Here is an 18405-nt window from a genome sequence, read left to right as displayed (position 1 = left end):
CTCGACGATGATAACGATGGTACACCTGATTCAGAGGATGCGTTTCCCACTGATCCGGATGAAGATTCCGATGCCGACGGTGACGGTACCGGTGATAATGAAGACCTCGACGATGATAACGATGGTACACCTGATTCAGAGGATGCGTTCCCCACCGACCCGGATGAAGATTCCGATGCCGACGGTGACGGTACCGGCGATAATGAAGATGAAGATATTGATGGTGATGGAATTCCCAATAACGAAGATGCATTTCCCTATGCTTCAGAAGGAGATTCAGACAACGATGGTATACTTGATGCCGATGACGCATTTCCGTTGGATCCAAATGAATCGGCCGATACTGATGGCGACGGAACGGGAGATAATTCAGATGACGACGACGACAATGATGGCTATTCCGATCTTGTAGAAGAAGCGGAAGGAACGGATTCTACTAATCCGAACAGCAAGCCAAAAGATACAGATGCAGACGGACTCCCGGATGCTACCGACGATGATGATGATAATGACGGAGTGGTCGATACGGAAGATTATTTTCCTGAAAATGATGAGCCCTTGCTTAAACCAGCGGAAGCCTTTACCCCGAATGGAGATGGTGTAAATGATACCTGGATGATACCTGGCATAGATAATTATCCGAATTCAAGAGTTGCGGTCTATAACCGCTGGGGGCATGAAGTTTTCAACGCAGTGAGCTACCGTAACGATTGGAACGGCAACCGAAAAGGGGCTTCTGATGTATTACCTCCTGGTTCCTATCTGTTCATAATAGACTTGGGTAACGGAAAAGCACCGCTCAAAGGATGGTTGTTCATCAATTACTAAGACCAAATAAACCAAAAAATGATATTAAAGAAAACATACCCAATACTACTATTGCTGCTCTTTGTACTAACCAGCCTGTCAGCGCAGCAAGATCCGAGTTTCACGTTCTACCGTTACAATATGAACCTTATCAATCCCGCATTTGCCGGGGCCGATGGATCTACCGATATTGGTTTGAATATAAGAAGCCAGTGGGCCAATGTACAAGGTGCGCCAGAAACGCAAAGCTTTATTTTCGGAATGCCCGCAGGCAAAAGTGTCGGTCTGGGATTGTCGATTACGAATGATAAGACTTTTGTCGAAAATCAGACCTCTTTTTATCTTGATTTTTCCTATGCACTGAAATTGAACCAAACCCATGACCTGTATTTAGGCGTCAAAGGAGGTTTTAACTCTTACGATGTAAACACCGATGGTCTCCTAACGTATGATATAAGCCCCGATCAATCCCTTATGAATGCTGATGGTAGGTTTACTCCGAATATTGGGGCAGGAGCTTACCTGAGACATGAAAAGTACTTTATAGCACTTTCGATACCTAAAATTTTGACGCCTGATCGGTTAGAAAGGAAAGATGGTACAGCCCGTTGGGGCTCTGATAAGATGCATCTATATCTAGCAGGTGGCTACGATGTGTCGCTAAATGCAAATATATCTTTGCTGACTTCGGCATTGCTACGTTATGTAGATGCCGCCCCGATTTCGCTAGACCTGACGGCACTAATTGACTTTAATAAACGCTTCGATTTGGGGGCTTCTTATAGGCTCAATGAAAGTATCAGTGGTATTCTCATATTCAAGGCCCAGAAATGGTTGCAAATAGGATATGCCTATGAAGTGCCGCTAGAGAGCGAGGTGAGCAACATTGATAATGGCACGCATGAAGTCATGCTCAAGCTTAAACTATAAAAAGAATATCGCTTAAGAGAGAAAACCGCGTCATGGGAATGACGCGGTTTTCTATTATTAACGCTATATATACGGTTTATTTTACCATTTCGTAGCTTCGCTTAATGAAGTTTGTAAGCTCTTCACCTTTTAGAAGCCCTTTTGACAAGCGAGCAAGATCTAACGACTGATTGATTAGGCGCTCCCGTTTTTTAGCCGTCTTGGTATTTAGAATTTCGCCAACGAGTTCGTGATTGGTGTTGACGATGAGGTTGTACATTTCAGGCATATTACCCATACCGAACATACCACCGCCTCCACCGGTCTGTTGCATTTCTTTCATTCGTCTCAAGAATTCTGGCTCGGTAATAATGAATGGTGATGCGCTGCTATCCATTGCCTCCAACTGAACGGTGTAGCTTTTGTTTTCGATAACCTCTTCGAGATTCTTTTTTAAGGCCTCTTTTTCTTCATCGGAAAGCTTTGAGATTTGTGCGTCTTCTTTTTTGATAAGATTATCCAAATGATCGGCATCTACACGTGCAAAAGAAATTTTCTCTTTTGATGTTTCCAACTTTTGCATCAAGTGACCAATAATAGGAGAGTCCATCAACAAAACTTCGAAACCTTTGGCCTTGGCCGCCTCGATGTAGCTGTGTTGTGATTCTTTGTCAGATGCATACAATATGACCAATTTATCATCTTTGTCGGTCTGGTTGCCCTTTATTTTTTTCTGTAACTCCTCAAAAGTAAAGTAGTGGCCATCTACCGTTGGGTACAACGCAAATTTGTCGGCTTTTTCGAAGAATTTTTCTTCGGAAAGCATTCCATATTCTATAACGATTTTAATATCATTCCATTTCTTCTCAAAATCTTCTCGATTGTTTTTGAACAATGAACTCAATTTGTCGGCTACCTTTCTAGTGATATAACTCGATATTTTCTTTACGGCTCCATCGGCTTGAAGATACGAACGTGAAACGTTCAATGGAATATCTGGAGAATCGATAACTCCACGTAGCATTGTCAAGAACTCTGGTACGATACCCTCAACATTGTCGGTAACAAAAACTTGATTCTGATAGAGCTGAATTTTGTCTTTTTGAACATTAAGATCATTGGTCAGTCGTGGAAAATAAAGAATACCGGTAAGGTTGAACGGATAATCAACATTTAAATGAATATGAAACAAGGGCTCTTCGAACTGCATAGGATATAGTTCCCTGTAGAAGTTCTTGTAATCGTCATTTTCTAAATCGGATGGTTGTTTTGTCCACGCCGGGTTCGGGTTGTTAATAATATTATCGACCTCTTGGGTAGGGGCCGGATCTTCTTCCTTGGCACCCTCAGGTTTAGGAAGCGTTTCCGTTTTAGTACCGAATTGAATAGGTACTGGCATAAATTTGTTGTACTTGCTCAATAACGCATCGATTCGACTGTCTTCAAGAAATTCAGTAGAATCTTCTGCAATGTGAAGTATAATCTCGGTACCTCTATCCTCTTTCTCACCCTTTTTTAAATCAAATTCAGGAGATCCATCACAGGTCCAATGGATAGCAGGTTCATCTTTAAAGCTTTTTGAAATAATTTCGACCTTGTCTGCCACCATAAAGGCAGAATAAAAACCAAGTCCGAAATGGCCAATAATTCCAGAGTCTTTGCCAGAATCCTTGTATTTGTCCAAAAATTCTTCTGCCCCGGAAAAGGCAACTTCGTTGATGTATTTTTTTACTTCTTCCTCGGTCATACCGATACCTTGGTCGATTACATGGATCTTTTTACCTTCCTTATCGACTTTTACCTGTATTCTAGGATTTCCATACTCGACTTTAGCCTCGCCAATGGAAGTAAGATGTTTTAATTTTAGTGTGGCATCTGTTGCATTAGATATAAGTTCTCGCAAGAATATTTCATGGTCGCTGTATAAAAACTTCTTGATAAGTGGAAATATGTTTTCAACTGAAACATTGATTTTACCTGTAGCCATAGTTCTATAATTTATTATTTTGAATTCTACTTATTAATGAAAAAAGCATTTAGCCCTCTTTTCGCATCATATGAGTCAAAAAAAATACCAGACTCGGTTTAAATGACAAACTGACACCTTTCTTGGGTTCGTTGGTATTTTGATATTGTCACGCCTTTTTTACTTATTTTAGATAATCGAATAAAAAATTGGCATTCTTACTATATTGCATTTGCTAATAGGGAAAAGTGTATCACTTGAAGTTTTATCAGAATAAAATCAGTATTTACAGATTTTGATTGACTCATGCGTTTCGTTTAGCGAAAAACAGCGCTGATTGAAAGGGGTGGCATGCTTAAATAAGTATTAAAATAAGGTTCTCTAAACTAAAATAAACCGTAAAATGTACAACTCAAAAATAACGGGATTGGGGTACTATGTGCCTGACAAAGTGGTCACCAATGATGATCTGTCGAAAATAATGGATACCAATGATGCTTGGATCCAAGAGCGTACCGGAATCAAAGAACGTCGTCACGTTACAAAAGGCAAGGATACGACGACGACTATGGGAGTCAAGGCCGCAAAAATAGCAATTGAGCGTTCGGGTATAGATAAAGATGATATCGATTTCATTGTTTTTGCCACTTTAAGCCCCGATTACTATTTCCCCGGTCCGGGAGTTTTGGTGCAGCGTGATCTCGAGATAAAGACCATAGGGGCGTTAGATGTTAGAAATCAATGTTCGGGATTTATATATGCGCTTTCCGTTGCCGATCAATATATTAAAACAGGGATGTATAAAAATATTCTGGTTATTGGATCTGAAGTGCATTCCCATGGGTTGGATATGACCACAAGGGGTAGAGGGGTTTCCGTGATTTTTGGAGATGGTGCCGGAGCAGCCGTTGTAAGTAGGGAAGAAGATACCGGCAAAGGAATTTTATCTACCCATATGCATTCTGAAGGACAGCATGCCGAAGAACTTGCCCTAATTGCTCCGGGCATGGGTAAGCGGTGGGTAAATGATATCATTGACGATAATAACCCCGATGATGAATCGTATTTTCCTTATATGAATGGCCAGTTTGTCTTTAAAAATGCGGTCGTACGCTTTAGCGAAGTAATTGTGGAAGGTTTGCAGAAGAATAATTTGGCTCCGACAGATATTGATATGTTAGTGCCACATCAGGCCAATCTAAGAATTTCACAGTTCATTCAAAAGAAGTTCGGGTTGGGCGATGACCAAGTCTTTAATAATATCATGAAATATGGGAATACTACAGCAGCATCTATACCCATTGCACTCACTGAAGCTTGGGAGTCTGGCAAAGTTAATGATGGCGACCTGGTTGTTTTGGCAGCTTTTGGAAGTGGATTTACATGGGGAAGTGCTATTATTAAATGGTAGTTTTGAATATTAGCGAAAAGTTCTAAAAACACAAAACCCTGACGTTTCCGTCAGGGTTTCTGTCATTGATGCCGCTATACTAAACACTAACCATTAACTATAAACATACAACATTATCAATGACCATATTATTATAATTGAGCGCCTACATAATAGACGTAATTTGTTCGAAAAAATAACAGTCTTCACTAAACTTTAACACAATCCATCCAGTAATGCGAAAAACTCTCGTCTTCGGAGCTTCTCTAAAATCGAACCGCTATAGTAACTTGGCTGTAAAACGCCTATTGAACCATAACATTGAGACAAAAGCATTTGGTTTAAAAACTGGTGAAATTGATGGAGTTCAAATAAAGACAAATTTAGGCGGTTTTCAAAATATACATACCATTACTTTATATATTAATTCGGCTCGGCAACCCGATTATTACGAGGATATTGTAAAATTACGTCCAAAGCGCGTTATTTTCAATCCTGGAACCGAAAACGAGGAATTTTATAAGATACTTAGAAACAATGGTATAGGTGTTGAGGTAGCGTGTACGCTGGTTCTATTGGCTACAAATCAATATTGATTTGTAGTGTAAATTCTGAGGAAAATTCTTATAGCTGTTTAAAGTTCAATAAGAAGCTGTTGATTTTTATTTTATGGGATATGTTCTTCATGAAATCGGCTTTTTCCGTTTGATTAACCATAATCCCAAAAAAGTTAGCAATCCGTTTACGGGTAAAAGCTCATAACCAACTTGATAACCTCCTAGCGTTTCAGCAGGAATGTTGGCCATTAACACAATGCTTCCTACCGATATTAGGGCGACAATCCAAACATATTTATCGCGAACTTCGTATTTTGTCAAAATTCCAAAGGCGAAAAGCCCCAGTAACGGACCATAGGTGTAGGTGGCTACCGTGAGTAGCCCATCGATAACGTTTCTGTCTAGAATATGCTTAAAAATGATAACCACTATGATTAAAAGCAAACTCATACCTATATGTGTGCGTTTGCGCATTTTTTTCTGTATGTTTTGGGGCTTCTTAGCTATACCCAGAAAATCGACACAGAATGAAGTGGTCAACGAAGTAAGTGCACTGTCGGCGCTACTGTACGCTGCTGCAATAAGACCTAACATGAATGTTATGGCCACAATCATATCAAGGCCGCTGTTCAATGCTATTTCAGGGAAAAGTAGATCAGATTTAGGTGTGCCATCCATTAATGGTATGGCCACATCGAATTTGTTTGTATAGATAAAAAGTAATGCGCCCAGAAGTAGAAAGGCAAAATTTACGACTACAAGAACAAGACTGAATGATACCATATTCTTTTGTGCATCCTTTAATGATTTGCAGGTCAAGTTCTTCTGCATCATATCTTGGTCAAGTCCAGTCATACAAATTGTGATGAACATGCCGCCCAAAAAAGATTTGACAAAATAGTTCTTGTTGAAGAAATCATCGGTGAACAATATTTTATTGTATTCTGCCAATTCATCTGAAACCAAGAACTCAGAAAGACTCCAGTCGAGTTTTTCATTGATGAAATAAATAGAAAAGCCAACTGATAAAAGCATAAAAAGAGTCTGGAGAGTGTCTGTCCAGACGATTGTTTTTATGCCGCCTTTAAAGGTGTAAATCCAAATAAGTAATATTGAAAGTGTAACCGTAAATTCGAAACGAATGCCCAAATCATCGAATACGAATTGCTGAAGTACAATAGCGACTAAAAATAATCTAAAAGATGCACCCAATACGCGTGATATAAAAAAGGAAACAGCCCCCACCTTATAACTGATAACACCAAAACGTTGCGCCAGGTATTCATAAATAGACGTGACGTTGAAACGGTAATAGATCGGCATCAAAATATAGGCGATAACAAAATACCCGGCCAAATACCCGAAAACGACTTGCATATAACTAAACTGCGAATCGGCGACCCAACCAGGAACCGAAATAAACGTTACCCCCGAAAGTGAGGCACCGATCATTCCGAAGGCAACCAAATACCATGGAGATTGATTTCCAGCTTTGAAGAAATCTTCATTGGAATCATTTTTACCCGTAAAATAAGAAATCAGAAGCAGTAGTAAAAAGTAGCCTCCGATGAGCAAAAGTATGTTGGTCGACGTCATAAAATATTGGTTTGAAACTGCAAAGTACAAAAACTTTTCACACAGTTTGTAGTAGTTGAAAACACTGATAATACTTATGGTATTAACAATTCTTTAACAGAAAATTCATGAGACACTAAAGGTAAAATACTACATTTATCGGTCAACTAACAACATTTATATTATGAAGAACACTCTAATGAAAAGCTGTTTGCTTATGGGCGCATTTCTATGTTTCTCACTGGCAAAGGCACAAACAGTAACTGGAAACGTTTCTGATGGAATGGGTCCATTATCAGGTGCGAACGTATTAGTTAAGGGAACTACGAACGGTACGCAAACTGATTTTGATGGTAATTACACATTGACCAATGTGAACAACGACGCTACCCTGATTTTTAGTTATTTGGGGTATAAAACTGCGGAAGTGGCCGTGAGCGGGAATTTGACCGTGAACGTGACCATGGAAGAAGATGCTAGCCAACTTGAAGAAGTGGTTTTGATCGGTTATGGTAGCCAGAAAAAATCAGACCTTACCGGTGCTGTCGGCCAAGTCGATGCCGATCAACTTCAAGAGCGTCCGGCTACTTCGTTGAACCAGGCCTTATCTGGTAAAATTGCCGGAGTTCAAGTGAACACCAACTCGGGGCGCCCGGGCGGAAAGTCAAATATCAGGGTTAGGGGTTTTAGTTCGATAAACTCTTCGAACAACCCGCTTTACGTGGTAGACGGGGTGCAATTACCACAGGGTAATCAAGCTAATTTTAGTTCAGCGATAGATTATTTAAACCCGAACGACGTCGTTTCGATAGAGGTGCTTAAAGACGCGTCTTCTACTGCTATCTATGGTGCGCGGGGAGCGAACGGGGTTATTTTGGTCACAACTAAGCGGGGCCGGGCCGGACAAGGTCGAGTTACCTATGATGTACAATATAGTGTCAATCAGTTCGGACCCAATAGGGCCAAGGTTCTGAATTCAGAACAGTATGCCATGATAGAGCAACTTTCTTGGGAGAACACAGAGAAATTCGACCCTGAAGGATGGGCGGCCGGAGAATACGCGCAGTATGAGCCCAGCCTAAAAAGAGCTAATCCGAACGTAGCTTATCTTTTTGATAGCGATGGTAGGGCCATCTATGATACCGATTGGTCAAAGGAAGTAACACAGCACAGACTGTCTCAAAACCATCAACTGGGTTTTTCTGGAGGTAATGAAAGAACCACGTATGCCATTTCCCTTGGAATTAGAGACGATCAAGGTCTTTTAAAAAACACGTATTTAAAACGTTATTCCGGACGGTTTTCAATCGATGATCAAATCAAACCTTGGTTGAAAATTGGCGGATCTTTGAGTTATAATAACCAAACCGAAAATTTGGCCGATACCAACGACCAAGTGCCACGCAGAATGGTAGAGGATTATCCCTTCTATCCTGTAAAACATACGGGAGGACCACTGGAAGGCCTGTATGCCAATAACAGGGACTACCCCTTTGCGGAAGGTACCCGAAACTCGGTTAACTGGTTAGAAAATAACGAGTACATTCTGAATACACAGACTACGGCTGGTAGTTTTTATTCGAATATCAATATTATGGAAGGATTGGAAATGAGAACCATGATAGGTGCCAACGTGCTGACCCAAGAGAATAATGAATTTCGTAATAGCGTACTTGATAATAATGCAGTGGCCCGGGCACAATCAAGTAATGAAAAACAGACATTTTGGTCGATTGAGAATTACTTGACCTATAATAAGGAAATCAATGAAAATAATTCGTTTACTGCCTTATTGGGTTTATCTTGGCAACAGTCGAATCAATTCTTTGTCAACGCAGACTCGAGAAACTTTCCTACTGATTTCTTTAGATTCAACAATCTAGGTGCTGGGTCTGATAATATAGCGGTACAATCTTTTGCTGATAGGGAAGCACTGAATTCCTATTTTGGAAGATTGAATTATAACCTATATGGCAAGTATTTATTTACGGTGACGGGCAGGGCTGATGGTTCTTCGAAATTTGGTGACAACAACAAGTTTTCCTTTTTTCCTTCAGCAGCGATTGCGTGGAGGGTTTCCGATGAAGACTTTCTTGTAGATAACAGTCTAATTTCTAACCTAAAACTGCGAACCAGTTATGGTGTTACCGGTAACTCTGAAATTCCTCCCTATTCTTCCTTATCGCTGCTAAGTTCAAATTATGCCACTATTTGGGGTGATAATCGTATCGGGGGTACAGGTTTGAATCGTTTGGCAAATCCGAATTTGAAATGGGAAAAGACAGCGCAGTATGACGTTGGATTGGAATTGGGACTTTTTGACAATAGAATAAGCTTGGAAGCTGACTACTATTACAGAAAGACGACAGATATGCTATTGGATGCCCCTGTACCGCAATCAAGTGGTTATGCGACCATACGAAGAAATGTAGGGTCAATGGAGAATAAGGGTTTTGAATTTGGACTTTCGACGAAGAATATCGCCACGGCCAATGTTACTTGGAATTCAACATTCAACATTTCAATGAACCGAAACAAGGTGCTTTCCTTGGCCACGCCCTCTGATATATTCGGCGTAGGTGGACCAGGTATCACCAATGAAACCAGTATTATTAGAGTCGGTGAGCCGGTAGGTGCCTTTTGGGGTCTAACGCGTTTAGGAACTTGGAATACCGACGAAGCCGAGGAGGCGGCAAAGTTTGTTAGTTATCGAAACGGACTTACCATATTGCCGGGTGATATAAAATATAAGGATTTCAATGGGGATTACATCATCAATGATGAGGATCGATCTATCATCGGTAATGGCTATCCCACGGCTTGGGGAACTTTTACGAACTATGTGTCCTATAAAAACATTGATTTTACATTAGAACTACAATACTCTTGGGGTAACGATGTGATGGATATGAACCTTCATTCGAGTGAAGATCGTCAAGCACTTGCCAATAGTTATGCCACTGTTTTGAATGCATGGACACCCGACAATCAGAATACAATGATCGCCCAGGTGCGTGATACGAGGGCGGGTTATGTGACCAACGTTGATTCCCATTGGGTCAAAGATGGTTCATTCGTACGTGGTAGAAACATCATGCTTGGGTATACTTTCGAACAGAATTTGTTAGACAATTTACATTTGAACAAATTGCGATTGTACGCTTCGGCCCAAAACTTCTTTTTATTGGTCGACGATGAATTGATTGGAGACCCTGAGGTTACGCCTATTCGCGGAGGTGAGGGTAATAATGTTTTCTCCCAGGGAATGAAATGGCACGAATATCCAAAGTCAACAACGTTTGTAATTGGTCTACAAGTCGGCCTTTAATAAGTCAAATTTTAAATAAAACATTATGAAAATTCATATAATAAAACATATAGGCAAATTTTATCTCTGCTCGCTGGTATTGCTGGTGGCAGTAGGCTGCTCTGATTTCTTAGACGAATCTGACCCCTCTAACTTAACGCCCGATAGTTTCTATACTACGGCGAAACACGCTGAATCAGCTGTTGCGGCTGTGTATGCCGATGCTCGGTTTGTGGGTAATGGTGCTGGCATTTTCTCGTCGAACTGGCAACTTTTAGAGGCGGTTACGGGAACATCGACTACCCAGACGGCGCAAAACTCAGATTTGAACAACTTATACTCCTTGTCTTACGATGCGAATACACTTCATGTAAGAAATTGGTGGAGAGGTGTTTATAGGGTTATAGCGAATGCGAACTTAGTACTTGATAACGTTCCGGACATTGAAATGGACGAAACAGAAAAGGCCAAAGTTCTGGGTGAGGCACGATTTTTTAGAGCTTGGGCCTATTTTTATGCCGTACGCCTATGGGGTGATGTACCATTGATAACAATGTCTCAAAGTGCAACTTCAGAGGATTTTTCGCCAGTACGTACGCCCCAGGCAGAGGTCTACGATTTAATCGTTGCCGATCTTTTGGAAGCGGAAAGTGCAGGATTGGCATGGACGGATGATACGGGGAGAGTTTCTCAATCAGCTGTCAAGTCATTGTTGGCCAAGGTTTATTTGACTATGGCCGGTAACCCTCTTAATGAAACTGCACGGTATGCCGATGCGGCTAGCAAAGCGAAAGAAGTAATCGACAATGCGGGCCCCATCGATTTGTTCGATACGTATGGTGAAGTTCATGATGAAAGCCTGGGGAATACCGTTGAGCATATTTTCAGTTTGCAGTATAACGATGAAGTGGCCGGGAACCCTATGGGAAATATGTTTCCCAATTTTCAGCCTGTGACCTATAGGGGTCCCTCAGGAACAGGGAGCACGGTGCCTGAAATCGAATTCTACAATTCTTACGAAGACGGCGACCTTAGGGCGGTCGATCGTGAAGGTTGGTTCTATAGTAGTTATTACCTTAATGGTTCTGGAGAGCTCTTCGATTTGGGGGCCCCTTACATTTTCAAACATTTTAATGTGACCGCGAACGGTACTTTTGGGGTTCCTGGTACGGCAAAAGATAATCTGAACATGCCTATCATACGTTTTGCAGAAGTTTTATTGATTTATGCAGAGGCGCAAAATGAGGTCGGTGGCCCTAACCAAGCTGCTGTTGATGCCCTGACTAGAGTACGTGATAGGGCCCAATTGACTACCCCTGCCCTAGGGGCCTTTGACCAAGCTTCTTTCCGTGAAGCAGTTTGGGAAGAGCGATGGCATGAACTGTCGTACGAGCAGATTACTTGGTTCGATATGGTCAGGCTTAGAAAAGTCTATAACAGTGTAACCGGAGGTTTCGATGATTTTGTTGGCCATGTAAACCTAAGTTCTGATCAGGCGCTTCAAGAGAAGCATTTGTTATTTCCTTTGCCAGAACAAGAAATGATCAACAATCCGAATCTGACACCACAGAATCCGGGTTACTAGTGTTAAAACCGAGTTGTCGAAACTGATTTGAAAAAGAAGTTCGACAGTGTTTGAATTAAAAGAAATAGGAAGAAAAGCCTATTTGTGTTTATCTGATTTTGAGAAGCTGCCATTAGAACAATGGCAGCTTCTTAATTTTTATGGCGATCCGTTTTATTTTGCTTTTTATGAGAATTTTAAAGTGCTATTTTAGAAATGATATTTCGAATTTTCCGCATTGCACCTATAATATTGTAATTTTGTACTCATGGATTTTTCTTCGAAACTATTAGAAAATGCGGTATATGAAATGTCTCAGTTGCCTGGGATAGGAAAGCGAACGGCTTTACGTCTCGTATTGCATTTATTGAAACAACCGAAAGGCCGAACTGATAAATTGGCCATGGCATTGCAAGACCTTCGAAACACGGTGAAGTTCTGCAACAACTGCCATAATATTTCAGACACCGAACTTTGTGAAATCTGTATTAACCCGAAAAGGGATGCAGGGCTTGTCTGTGTAGTTGAAGATATCAGAGACGTAATGGCGATTGAGAATACCGGTCAATATAAAGGGCTATATCATGTGCTCGGGGGAAAGATATCACCAATGGAAGGTGTCGGTCCGCAAGATTTGACTATAGCATCATTGGTGCAGAAGGCAAAAAATGGAGCGGTTAAAGAGCTTATTTTTGCTTTGAGTTCTACGATGGAGGGCGATACGACCAATTTCTATATTTATAAACAATTGGAGGGCCTTGAAGTAAGTACCTCGACCATTGCACGAGGCATCGCTGTAGGTGACGAACTTGAGTATGCCGATGAGGTTACCCTGGGCCGAAGTATTTTAAACCGTATTCCGTTCGAAGGATCGTTAAAAGCGAATTAGGTCGGAGGATAATTATAATGTTGATACAAGGTCGTTTTTTCTTTATTTTTGTAAGAGAGCCGTCCTAAAAATAGATAGACTAAAATTATGGCAAAGTTTGAACTGAAATTACCGAGAATGGGGGAAAGTGTAGCGGAAGCAACATTGACCACATGGTTGAAAGATGTAGGTGACACCATAGATATGGATGAAGCGGTTTTTGAGATTGCTACGGATAAGGTCGATTCAGAGGTGCCATCCGAGGTAGAAGGTGTTTTAGTGGAAAAACTTTTTGATATTGATGACATTGTAAAAGTAGGCGATGTTGTGGCCGTCATCGAACTTAACGGGGCGAGCCCATCTAGCGATAATGGAGTAGCCACTGCAAATAGTGGCCAAGACGAAATTGAAGACCATCAGGAGATCATTTCAGAACTGGAGGATAATGTTGCCAGCGCCAAAGAAACCGCAAGTAAGTCTTTAAAGCATCCTGACGCTGAAGTTTCTGAAAGGTTCTATTCGCCATTGGTTAAGAATATTGCCAAAGAAGAAGGTATTTCCGTAAAAGAACTGGATGCTATTTCGGGAACGGGCAACGAAGGTCGTGTTACCAAAAACGATATTTTGACGTATCTGGCAGATAGAAAGTCGGCCAAAACGGTTGAAGTGGCTGCCCAAGACGCCAAGAATCATAAATCGACGGAAAAATTAGTCTCGACTTCCGGTCAAGAAAAGGAACAAGTAGCAAGGGTTAAGGTTTCTGGTAATGATGAGGTTGTCGAAATGACGCGTATGGGCAAATTGATTGCCAAACACATGGTTGATAGTGTTGCTACCTCCGCACACGTACAAAGTTTCATTGAGGTCGATGTCACGAATATTGTAAACTGGCGCAACAAAATGAAAAACTCCTTCGAGCAACAAGAAGGGGAGAAATTGACCTTTACCCCTATTTTTATGGAAGCTGTGGCGAAGGCCCTGAAGAAATATCCAATGATGAATATTTCAGTCGACGGAGACCGTGTCATTAAGAAAAAGAACATTAATTTAGGAATGGCCGCGGCCTTGCCCGATGGGAACCTTATTGTACCTGTCATCAAAAACGCCGATCAATTGAATCTTGTGGGTATGGCCAAGGTCGTCAATGATCTGGCCAATCGAGCACGTAATAATCAATTGAAACCTGACGAGGTACAAGATGGTACATATACAGTGACCAATGTCGGTACGTTTGGTAGTGTTTTCGGAACGCCTATAATCAATCAGCCCCAAGTAGGTATCCTGGCTTTGGGAGCCATACGCAAAATGCCATCGGTAATCGAGACCGAAGATGGTGATTTTATTGGAATTCGCAGTAAAATGTATCTCTCGCACAGTTACGATCATCGTGTGGTGAATGGTGCTTTGGGAAGTATGTTTGTGAAAGCGGTTGCCGATTATTTAGAATCGTGGGATCTCAATCGAGAAGTTTGATCGGTTAGGCATTTGCACACCATTCTGGCAATCCCGTGTTTTGTAAATATTGGTTGATTTTTCTTTGGAGGCTTGGTGACTTTTCTGATAGGTTGCTAATAATCCGTGTTTTACGACTTGTATTTTAGAAAAAGAATAGTTTTTGCTTGGTGCAAAGCCTATATTTGGATCTTCAGAATTCAAATACCAACCACCAAACAACGTTCTTAATGAAAAACCCCCTTGAAACCCCAAGGTCTTTTCTGCTTTATATCTATTTTATATTTATCAGTATCGGATTCGCTCAAGAAGAGGTTCGGCAAAAAGAAGCTATTAAGCTCTTTGTAGATTGTAATTGCGAACGAAGCTATATCCGCCAAGAAATAAATTTTGTCTCCCATGTTCGGGATCAGGCCCTGGCCAACGTAAAGTTGTTCATATATGACATTGCGAATGGTAGTGGAGGGCGTACCTATAAATTGGATTACCTCGGCACCGATGGTTTTGCCGATATTGTCAATAAACAATCGTATGACACCAATTCAAACATGACCGCTGATGATATTCGTAAGGGGCTGGTCAAAACCATAAAATCAGGATTGTTGCAATATGTGGCCGCATCAGATTTGGCGGACAAGATTATCTATAAAATTTCAGACGAAGGTCTTGCGAAACGTCAAGATATCGATTTTGAAGATCCCTGGAACAACTGGTTGTTCGAAGTACGGGGCGAAGCGCGAATGAACAAAGAATCAAGTAGAAATTCATTTCGTTACGAAGCTGGTTTTGTAAGTGACCGGGTAACAGAAAAATGGCGTATTCGGGCAAATATTGAAATTAGTCAGGCGAACAGCAAGTATGTACAGGATGAAGAAGAATTTATAAGCAAACGAAAGCGATATTTTGGCAATGGAAGTATTGTTCGTAGCCTTACCGATCATTGGTCGGCGGGAGTTTTTGGAAGTGCCCGATACGATACGTACACTAATCTGGATCTTGCGCTCCGAATGACCCCGGCACTCGAATACAATATTTTTCCCTATCGTGAGGTTTTGAGGCGTGAGATTACGTTTGCCTATAAGATTGGCCTTGTTCATAATGATTATATTGAGACCACCATCTTTGGGGAAGACACCGAAACCTTGTTCAGTCATTCACTGGACGTTCAGGCCCGTTTTCGTCAACCTTGGGGCAATATGTATTCACGGTTGATAGGGTCAACATTTTTAAGTGATTTTTCCAAGAATAGAGTGCAGTTCGATTGCTCCGTTTCGATGCGGGTGCTTAAGGGCTTGGCTGTTCGGTTTTCCGGTAATATGAAATTGATTCAAGACCAGATAAATCTGCCTGCAGGCGATGCTTCTTTAGAAGACGTGTTGCTTCAGCAGAAGCAAATTGCTACAAATTTTGTAACTGGCTTTAGTGTCGGTTTGAGCTATACCTTTGGTTCTGCGTTCAATAATATAATCAATACCAGATTGTAGGGGAAGAGTGCCAAGGGATTCTTTATTTAGGCCTATCTTTGTAAAAAGAGCCCAAAATCATGCAATTAAAACTCACAAAGCCCATTTGTTTTTTTGATTTGGAAACGACAGGAACCAATGTCGCAAAAGATAGAATCGTTGAGATTTCGATTCTAAAAGTATTTCCAAATGGTAATAAGGAAAGTAAAACGTGGTTGGTAAACCCCGAAATGCCGATTCCGGATGAAGTGGTGGCCGTACACGGAATATCCAATGAGAAAGTAGCCAATGAGCCAACTTTTTCGGTGTTGGCCAAGGAAGTTCATGCCATGATAAAAGATAGCGATTTGGGAGGTTTTAATTCGGACCGCTTCGACATCCCTCTTTTGGCGGAAGAAATGTTACGGGCTAATATTGATTTTGATATGAAGAATACGGCTGCGGTCGATGTTCAGACCATTTTTCATAAAATGGAGAAGCGTACTTTAGGGGCGGCCTATAAATTTTATTGTGACAAAGACCTTACAGATGCCCATAGCGCGGCGGCTGATACCAAGGCTACATACGAAGTTTTGCTTTCACAGCTTGATCGTTATCCCGAGCTTGAAAACAATGTGAAAAAATTGGCCGAATTTTCCACCCACCGCCGTTTTGCAGATTTCGCCGGGTTTTTGGGGTATGACGAAGATGATGAGGAAATATTTGCTTTCGGAAAGCACAAAGGCAAAAAGGTGCTCGATGTACTGGATAACGAACCAGGCTATTTCGGGTGGATTCTCAATGCTGACTTTCCTTTGTATACCAAAAAGGTGCTAACTCAGATAAAGCTTAGTAGGTTAAACAATAAATTGAATTAGTGGCGCGTATGGTACCGATGCCATCTATTTGATGAGGCCTGCGGTGGGAGGTTCCTTCATTTAAAATTTCCGCACGTTTTATTTAAAAAAGAGTATTTTGACAAGTATCGTTAAAATTTTGCATTGAGATGTTTGTGTTCTTGATATTTTTATGTGACTTTTAGGGCTATGACCGCAGACCCATATTAAGTTCTAAATATATCCCATTGAAACCGCAAACATATCTTTTTCTTATAGTATTTGTCTCACTCTTTGTTTCTCCCATAAAACTGTCGGCGCAAGAGATCGTCATCGATGAAACCAAGAATACCGAATCGGTGCATCAAATTATAACAGTAGACAGTGTGTGGGCCGGTCACCCTGTCGGGTTCTGTTTGTATACACATAAAAATAGACAATATATTGCCTATTACAATGCCAATCGCAATATGGTAGTTGGGCAGCGAAATCTTGACGATGATAAATTCCAGCTGCACGTTTTACCGGCCACTTCCCGCGAAACTAAGGGCGGTACGAGTACCGTGTTGGGTTGGGATAGTCATAATTCAGTGACGTTGGGAATAGATAAAGAGGGTTTTATTCACCTCTCTGGAAATATGCACGTTCATCCGATTACTTACTTCAAAAGCACAAAACCCAATGATATTTCTACCCTGGTTCAACAAATGACCTTGGTGGGTACTAATGAAAAACGATGCACTTACCCTCATTTTATGAATACGAAGGAAGGGGAATTACTATTTCATTATCGTGATGGTGGTAGTGGCAATGGTAATGAGATTTACAATATTTATTCCTGTGAAAGTAAAGAATGGTCTAGAATGCTTGATGTTCCTTTGACAGATGGGGAAGGATTGATGAATGCCTATCAAACACAACCTACGATGATGAAAGATGGTTGGTATCATGTTTATTGGGTTTGGCGCGATACTCCCGATTGTTCTACCAATCATGACCTTTCGTATATGAAGAGCCCTGATTTGAAAAACTGGTTTAATGCCTATGGTGAAAAAATTACATTACCCGCTACCTTAGGCCAAGAACGTTTGATTGTTGATCCCATTCCGGTAAAGGGAGGTATTATCAATTTGGCGGCAAAACTTTGTTTAGATGCTAAGAACCGTCCGGTATTTGCTTATCACAAATATGATGAGGAGGGAAATCTCCAGTTTTATACGGCACGTTTGAACAATAAGAAATGGGTTTATAACCAAGTAACCGATTGGGATTATCGCTGGTATTTTTCAGGAAATGGAAGTATTAATAGCGAGGTTCGAATAAAAGATTTTGCGCTACGTGCTGATGGCAATTACGAAATCGATTATTGGCATATTAAATACGGAAACGGCACAATTTTACTGAACGATAATTTTGAACGCATCGGCAAGGTGTTAAAACCCCGACCTTTTGGTTCAGATTTAAAAATCGAAGGAAGTTTTTCCGGTTTGGAAGTACGAACCAAAGGAGACATTGGGAGTTCTGATGAAAAGGAAGTGAGGTATATTTTAAAATGGGAAACCTTGAATCGTAATTTTGATCGTCCCAGACCTAAACCCTGGCCCGAACCAAGCCAGTTGTATCTATATGCCTTGAAGAAGACAGATTAAAAAAAATCGCATTTAATTGGTCCTGGGGTTCTAAACTAAAGACTAATTTTGCCGGGATTGTTTTTTTATTTCTCCAAAATTCG

The 18405-nt window shown here is 41.0% G+C and carries 13 protein-coding genes; 11 read left to right on the top strand and 2 right to left on the bottom strand.

From position 1 onward, the window contains the following. Positions 1-828 (top strand): gliding motility-associated C-terminal domain-containing protein (locus AACZ88_RS18320; protein ID WP_339713407.1); only part of this gene is annotated, 828 nt, incomplete at its 5' end. 18 nt (positions 829-846) lie between these two features. Next, a complete protein-coding gene (locus AACZ88_RS18315; protein ID WP_339713404.1) occupies positions 847-1737 on the top strand; it encodes a type IX secretion system membrane protein PorP/SprF in 891 nt (296 codons plus the stop codon). A 76-nt stretch (positions 1738-1813) separates the two neighbouring features. Here the strand turns inward: AACZ88_RS18315 and htpG are convergent, their stop codons facing one another. Next, entirely contained in the window at positions 1814-3703 is a 1890-nt protein-coding gene (gene htpG, locus AACZ88_RS18310) for a molecular chaperone HtpG (protein WP_339713401.1), read from the bottom strand. A gap of 382 nt (positions 3704-4085) precedes the next feature. Between htpG and AACZ88_RS18305 the strand changes: the two genes are divergently transcribed. Further along, the gene (locus AACZ88_RS18305; protein WP_339713398.1) at positions 4086-5093 is read left to right on the top strand and encodes a beta-ketoacyl-ACP synthase III; all 1008 of its coding nucleotides are present in this window, start codon (positions 4086-4088) and stop codon (positions 5091-5093) included. A gap of 215 nt (positions 5094-5308) precedes the next feature. Beyond that, positions 5309-5668 (top strand): CoA-binding protein, encoded by a 360-nt coding sequence (locus AACZ88_RS18300; RefSeq protein ID WP_339713395.1) that lies wholly within the window; start codon positions 5309-5311, stop codon positions 5666-5668. A gap of 87 nt (positions 5669-5755) precedes the next feature. Here AACZ88_RS18300 and AACZ88_RS18295 read toward each other — a convergent pair whose 3' ends face one another. Next, positions 5756-7225, bottom strand: coding sequence for a sodium:solute symporter (locus AACZ88_RS18295; protein ID WP_339713392.1), 1470 nt, complete (start codon positions 7223-7225; stop codon positions 5756-5758). Positions 7226-7388: 163 nt separating this feature from the next. On the opposite strand from AACZ88_RS18295, the gene AACZ88_RS18290 reads away from it, so the two are divergent. From AACZ88_RS18290 to AACZ88_RS18260, 7 genes are all read left to right on the top strand, one after another. Next, positions 7389-10532 (top strand): TonB-dependent receptor, encoded by a 3144-nt coding sequence (locus AACZ88_RS18290; protein ID WP_339713389.1) that lies wholly within the window; start codon positions 7389-7391, stop codon positions 10530-10532. Between the two features lie 25 nt (positions 10533-10557). Next, a complete protein-coding gene (locus AACZ88_RS18285) occupies positions 10558-12096 on the top strand; it encodes a RagB/SusD family nutrient uptake outer membrane protein (RefSeq protein WP_339713386.1) in 1539 nt (512 codons plus the stop codon). A gap of 247 nt (positions 12097-12343) precedes the next feature. Beyond that, entirely contained in the window at positions 12344-12964 is a 621-nt protein-coding gene (gene recR, locus AACZ88_RS18280; protein WP_339713383.1) for a recombination mediator RecR, read from the top strand. Between the two features lie 87 nt (positions 12965-13051). Beyond that, entirely contained in the window at positions 13052-14416 is a 1365-nt protein-coding gene (locus AACZ88_RS18275) for a dihydrolipoamide acetyltransferase family protein (protein WP_339713381.1), read from the top strand. Positions 14417-14625: 209 nt separating this feature from the next. After that, the gene (locus AACZ88_RS18270) at positions 14626-15879 is read left to right on the top strand and encodes a hypothetical protein (protein WP_339713379.1); all 1254 of its coding nucleotides are present in this window, start codon (positions 14626-14628) and stop codon (positions 15877-15879) included. Between the two features lie 59 nt (positions 15880-15938). Further along, positions 15939-16715 (top strand): exonuclease domain-containing protein, encoded by a 777-nt coding sequence (locus AACZ88_RS18265; RefSeq protein ID WP_339713377.1) that lies wholly within the window; start codon positions 15939-15941, stop codon positions 16713-16715. Positions 16716-16921: 206 nt separating this feature from the next. Next, complete coding sequence (locus tag AACZ88_RS18260; protein WP_339713375.1) at positions 16922-18322, top strand: BNR repeat-containing protein; 1401 nt, start codon at positions 16922-16924, stop codon at positions 18320-18322. The last annotated feature ends 83 nt before the right edge of the window (positions 18323-18405 follow it).

This window comes from uncultured Kriegella sp. (assembly GCF_963975415.1).
GTDB lineage: Bacteria > Bacteroidota > Bacteroidia > Flavobacteriales > Flavobacteriaceae > Kriegella.
Note: the sequence above shows the minus strand (reverse complement) of the source record. Positions and strands in the feature narration are given on the sequence as shown.

What these genes read in the sequence shown, in the direction of transcription:
- AACZ88_RS18315 (WP_339713404.1), top strand. Translation starts at nt 847, where the DNA reads ATGATATTAAAGAAAACATACCCAATACTACTATTGCTGCTCTTTGTA.
- htpG (WP_339713401.1), bottom strand. Translation starts at nt 3,703, where the DNA reads ATGGCTACAGGTAAAATCAATGTTTCAGTTGAAAACATATTTCCACTT.
- AACZ88_RS18305 (WP_339713398.1), top strand. Translation starts at nt 4,086, where the DNA reads ATGTACAACTCAAAAATAACGGGATTGGGGTACTATGTGCCTGACAAA.
- AACZ88_RS18300 (WP_339713395.1), top strand. Translation starts at nt 5,309, where the DNA reads ATGCGAAAAACTCTCGTCTTCGGAGCTTCTCTAAAATCGAACCGCTAT.
- AACZ88_RS18295 (WP_339713392.1), bottom strand. Translation starts at nt 7,225, where the DNA reads ATGACGTCGACCAACATACTTTTGCTCATCGGAGGCTACTTTTTACTA.
- AACZ88_RS18290 (WP_339713389.1), top strand. Translation starts at nt 7,389, where the DNA reads ATGAAGAACACTCTAATGAAAAGCTGTTTGCTTATGGGCGCATTTCTA.
- AACZ88_RS18285 (WP_339713386.1), top strand. Translation starts at nt 10,558, where the DNA reads ATGAAAATTCATATAATAAAACATATAGGCAAATTTTATCTCTGCTCG.
- recR (WP_339713383.1), top strand. Translation starts at nt 12,344, where the DNA reads ATGGATTTTTCTTCGAAACTATTAGAAAATGCGGTATATGAAATGTCT.
- AACZ88_RS18275 (WP_339713381.1), top strand. Translation starts at nt 13,052, where the DNA reads ATGGCAAAGTTTGAACTGAAATTACCGAGAATGGGGGAAAGTGTAGCG.
- AACZ88_RS18270 (WP_339713379.1), top strand. Translation starts at nt 14,626, where the DNA reads ATGAAAAACCCCCTTGAAACCCCAAGGTCTTTTCTGCTTTATATCTAT.
- AACZ88_RS18265 (WP_339713377.1), top strand. Translation starts at nt 15,939, where the DNA reads ATGCAATTAAAACTCACAAAGCCCATTTGTTTTTTTGATTTGGAAACG.